This is a genomic window from Cereibacter johrii (assembly GCF_001720585.1).
In the GTDB taxonomy this organism is placed as follows: Bacteria; Pseudomonadota; Alphaproteobacteria; order Rhodobacterales; family Rhodobacteraceae; genus Cereibacter_A; species Cereibacter_A johrii.
The window spans coordinates 1-4,499 of sequence record NZ_MABH01000228.1 but is presented as its reverse complement, the minus strand read 5'-3'; the positions used below and the strand labels follow the sequence as shown (position 1 = coordinate 4,499).

The 4,499-nt window shown below is 67.4% G+C and carries 5 protein-coding genes; all 5 read left to right on the top strand.

The window, feature by feature from the left end:
- Nucleotides 1–294 precede the first annotated feature (294 nt).
- Nucleotides 295–1,479 (top strand): ABC transporter substrate-binding protein, encoded by a 1,185-nt coding sequence (locus tag A9O63_RS19000; protein ID WP_069333306.1) that lies wholly within the window; start codon nucleotides 295–297, stop codon nucleotides 1,477–1,479.
- A 128-nt stretch (nucleotides 1,480–1,607) separates the two neighbouring features.
- A complete protein-coding gene (locus A9O63_RS18995; protein WP_002720081.1) occupies nucleotides 1,608–2,390 on the top strand; it encodes an ABC transporter ATP-binding protein in 783 nt (260 codons plus the stop codon).
- 92 nt (nucleotides 2,391–2,482) lie between these two features.
- Nucleotides 2,483–3,193 carry an ABC transporter ATP-binding protein gene (locus tag A9O63_RS18990; protein WP_069333307.1) on the top strand — a complete coding sequence of 237 codons (711 nt, stop codon included), beginning with the start codon at nucleotides 2,483–2,485 and terminating at the stop codon, nucleotides 3,191–3,193.
- 3 nt (nucleotides 3,194–3,196) lie between these two features.
- Entirely contained in the window at nucleotides 3,197–4,207 is a 1,011-nt protein-coding gene (locus tag A9O63_RS18985; RefSeq protein WP_069333305.1) for a branched-chain amino acid ABC transporter permease, read from the top strand.
- Nucleotides 4,204–4,499: ABC transporter permease subunit (locus A9O63_RS18980; RefSeq protein ID WP_412841989.1), on the top strand; the 296-nt coding region annotated here is incomplete at its 3' end. The genes A9O63_RS18985 and A9O63_RS18980, both read left to right, overlap by 4 nt.

The following is a 4,499-nucleotide window of genomic DNA, read 5'->3' as shown; positions in this document are numbered from 1 at the left end:
CCTGCCCGCGACTGCCGCCTGCGCCATCCCGAACCCGGGGGGCGATCCTCTCCGCACGACAAGGCCCCGCCCCCTCACGTCCGGTTGCGGCAGGAATGCCAGCCCCCCCGCAGGGCCGCGAGGGCGCGGATGGCGGCTGTGGCGCCGCGCCGGAGACGCCCCGGGGGTGAGAGGATGAGGCCGCAGCGGCGGCGATCTTCGTGCGGCACCTGCACCTCAGATGCTCCCTTTTCTTTTGAACCGGGGCAAAATAGGGTCTGCGGCAGGATCTCGATCCAACCAGGGAGTTCTACAATGAAAAAGCTGCTTCTGGCCGGCACGGCCACCCTCGCACTGACCGGTGCCGCCTCGGCAGAAGATGTCAAGCTGGGCATCATCCTCGGCTTCACCGGGCCGCTCGAATCGATCACGCCGAACATGGCGTCGGGCGCGGAGCTCGCGATCAACGAGGTGAACGAAGCGGGCACGCTGCTCGAGGGTTCCAAGGTGACGGTGGTGCGCGCCGACTCGACCTGCGTCGATGCGGCGGCGGCGACGGCTGCGGCGGAACGTCTCGTCACCTCGGACAAGGTGCAGGGCATCATGGGCGCCGACTGCTCGGGCGTCACCGGCGCCGTGCTCCAGAACGTCGCGCGCCCGAACGGCGTCGTGATGATCTCGCCCTCGGCCACCTCGCCCGCCCTGTCGGAAGCCGAGGACGACGGGCTGTTCTTCCGCACCGCCCCCTCCGACGCCCGTCAGGGGGAAGTGATCGCCGAGATCCTGAACGAGCGCGACATCGGCTCGGTCGCGATCACCTACACCAACAACGACTACGGCAAGGGCCTCGCGGATTCGATCCAGCAGGCGTTCGAGAAGGCCGGCGGCAAGGTCACCATCTCGGCCGCGCACGAGGACGGCAAGGCGGACTATTCGGCCGAAGTGGCGGCGCTTGCGGCGGCTGGCGGCGACATGCTGGTCGTGGCGGGCTATGTCGATCAGGGCGGCAAGGGCGTGATCCAGGCCGCTCTCGACACCGGCGCCTTCGAGACCTTCTTCCTGCCCGACGGCATGTACGGTGAGGCGCTGGTCGAGGCCATCGGTTCGCCGCTCGACGGCTCGTTCGGGACCGTGCCCGGCACCGACAGCGAGGGTGCGACGAAGATTCTCGATATGGCCAAGGAAGCGGGCTTCGACGGCACCTCCTCCTATGTCGGCGAGAGCTACGATGCGGCGTCCCTGATCCTGCTCGCCATGCAGGCGGCGGGGTCCGCGGCCCCGGCCGACTACAAGTCGAAGATCGAGGAAGTGGCGAATGCGCCTGGGGAAAAGGTCTATCCCGGCGATCTCGCCAAGGCCATCGAGCTGCTGAAGGCCGGCACCGACATCGACTATGTGGGCGCCACCAACGTCGAGCTGATCGGCCCCGGCGAGAGCGCGGGCAGCTTCCGGGAATATACCGTGAAGGACGGCAAGTTCGAAACGGACCGCTTCCGCTAAGACAGGCAAGCGTATAAGGACCGGCACGGCCCGGGGCGCGCATGTGTGTGCCTTGGGCCGTTGCCATTCCAAGAACAAGGCCCGGCGCCCATGCGGGAGGGTGCGAAACGGCGGGCAGAGGGGAAAGAATGATAGCAGTCGAAAACCTGCACAGGCACTTCGGCGGTTTCCGGGCCGTGGATGGCGCATCGCTGCAGATCGCCACCGGCTCGATCACCGGGCTGATCGGACCGAACGGGGCGGGAAAGACCACGCTGTTCAACGTGATCGCGGGGCGGCTGCCACCGACCTCGGGGCGGGTCACGATGGACGGCGAGGAGATCACCGGCCTGCCGCCGCACGCGCTCTTTCACAAGGGGCTGCTGCGCACCTTCCAGATCGCGCATGAGTTCGGCTCGATGAGCGTGCGGGAAAATCTCATGATGGTCCCGGCCCGCCAGTCCGGCGAGACGCTGTGGAACGCCTGGTTCCGCCGCGGCGCGGTGGCGGCCGAGGAGCGGCGGCTGCGCGACAAGGCCGACGAGGTGCTCGAGTTCCTGACGATCTCGCATCTCGCCGACGAGAAGGCCTCGAACATCTCGGGCGGCCAGAAGAAGCTTCTCGAACTCGGGCGCACCATGATGGTGGATGCCAAGATCGTCTTCCTCGACGAGGTGGGCGCGGGCGTGAACCGGACGCTCCTGAACACGATCGGCGACGCCATCGTGCGGCTGAACGAGGAGCGCGGCTATACGTTCTGCGTCATCGAGCATGACATGGATTTCATCGCCCGCCTCTGCAACCCGGTCATCTGCATGGCCGAGGGCAAGGTGCTGGCGGAAGGAACCGTCGAGGAAGTGAAGAACGACGAGCGGGTGATCGAGGCCTATCTCGGCACCGGCCTCAAGAACAAGGTGGTGGGTCATGCGTGAGACCTCCGGCGCCGTGCGGGAGGCCGCCGTGGGAGCCTCCGGCGGGGATATTTGGACCAGCGTGAAAGAGCACGCCCTTGCGGGAGGCCGCCGTGGCTGAGCCTTTCCTGATCGGCGAGAGCATGACGGGCGGCTATGGCGCCGCCGACATCCTGCACGGCTGCACGCTGGCCGTGGAGAAGGGCCAGATCGCGGTGATCGTGGGCCCGAACGGCGCGGGCAAGTCGACGGCCATGAAGGCGGTCTTCGGGATGCTGCGCCTGCGGGCCGGCCATGTGAAGCTGGAGGGCGAGGACATCACCGCCCTCACGCCGCAGGCGCGCGTCGCCAAGGGCATGGCCTTCGTGCCCCAGACCCACAACATCTTCACCTCGATGACGGTGGAGGAGAACCTCGAGATGGGCGCCTTCCTGCGGCGCGACGACATCCGGGGCACGATGGAGCAGGTCTATGCGCTGTTCCCGATCCTGAAGGACAAGCGCCGGCAGGCGGCGGGCGAGCTGTCGGGCGGGCAGCGCCAGCAGGTGGCCGTGGGCCGCGCGCTGATGACCCAGCCGAAGGTCCTGATGCTGGACGAACCGACGGCGGGCGTCTCTCCCATCGTGATGGACGAGCTTTTCGACCGGATCATTGAGGTCGCCCGCACCGGCATCTCGATCCTGATGGTCGAGCAGAATGCCCGGCAGGCCCTGATGATCGCCGACAAGGGCTATGTCCTCGTGCAGGGCGCCAACCGCTTCACCGACACGGGGCCCGCGCTGATGGCCGACCCCGAGGTGCGCCGTTCCTTCCTCGGGGGTTGAGAGATGGATATCCTGAACGCCCTTGTGGCTTTCCTCAATTTCGTCTTCGTGCCGGGTCTCGCCTACGGGGCGCAGCTGGCGCTGGGGGCGCTCGGCGTCACGCTGATCTACGGGATCCTGCGCTTTTCGAACTTCGCCCATGGCGACACGATGGCCTTCGGCACGATGGTGACGATCCTCGGCACCTGGGGGCTGCAGGCGGCGGGGGTCACCGGGGGGCCGCTGCCCACCGCGCTTCTCGCCCTGCCCCTGGGCATCGCGGTGACGGCGGCGCTGGTGCTGGCGACCGACCGCGCGGTCTACCGCTTCTACCGGCGGCAGAAGGCGGCGCCGACCATCCTCGTCATCGTCTCGCTGGGCGTCATGTTCGTGATGAACGGGGTCGTGCGCTTCATCATCGGCGTCGAGGAGATCGGCTTTGCCGACGGCGAGCGGTTCCTGATCACCGCGGGCGATTTCCGCAAGATGACCGGGCTCGACGAAGGGCTCGCCATCAAGACCACGCAGGCGATCACGGTGGTGACGGCGCTGATCGTGGTGGCGGCGCTCTTCTGGTTCCTGAACCGCACCCGCACCGGCAAGTCGATGCGCGCCTTCTCGGACAATGAGGATCTGGCGCTGCTGTCCGGCATCAACCCCGAGCGGGTGGTGGCCGTGACCTGGATCCTGGCCGCGGCGCTGGCCACCACGGCGGGCGTGCTCTACGGGCTCGACAAGAGCTTCAAGGCCTTCACCTACTTCCAGCTCCTCCTGCCGATCTTCGCCTCGGCCATCGTGGGCGGACTCGGCAGCCCGCTCGGCGCCATCGCGGGCGGCTTCGTCATCGCCTTCTCGGAAGTGACGGTGACCTATGCCTGGAAGAAGGTCGCGACCTACCTTCTGCCGGACGCGCTCGCCCCCGACGGGCTCGTGCAGCTCATGTCCACCGACTACAAGTTCGCTGTGAGCTTCACGATCCTCATCATCGTCCTGCTGTTCATGCCCACCGGGCTCTTCAAGGGGAAATCGGTATGAACCGCACCCTCCTCCTCTTCGCCTTCGTGGCGCTGCTCTTCGTGGGGACGGGCGTCCTGCAGAGCTGGAACTCGGCGCTCGGCATCCTGAACATGGCGCTGATCTCGGCGATCATGGCGCTCGGCGTGAACATGCAGTGGGGCTATGCGGGCCTCTTCAACGTGGGTGTCATGGGCTTCGTGGCGCTCGGCGGCCTCGCGGTGGTGGTGACGGCGGCGCAGCCGGTGCCGGGGGCCTTCGCGGCCGGCGGCTGGGGCGTGCTTGCCGCGCTGGCGCTGTACAAGGCGGTGAA

Excerpts from the sequence above, each read along its gene's own strand:
- A9O63_RS19000 (WP_069333306.1), top strand. The coding sequence starts at position 295 with ATGAAAAAGCTGCTTCTGGCCGGCACGGCCACCCTCGCACTGACCGGT.
- A9O63_RS18995 (WP_002720081.1), top strand. The coding sequence starts at position 1,608 with ATGATAGCAGTCGAAAACCTGCACAGGCACTTCGGCGGTTTCCGGGCC.
- A9O63_RS18985 (WP_069333305.1), top strand. The coding sequence starts at position 3,197 with ATGGATATCCTGAACGCCCTTGTGGCTTTCCTCAATTTCGTCTTCGTG.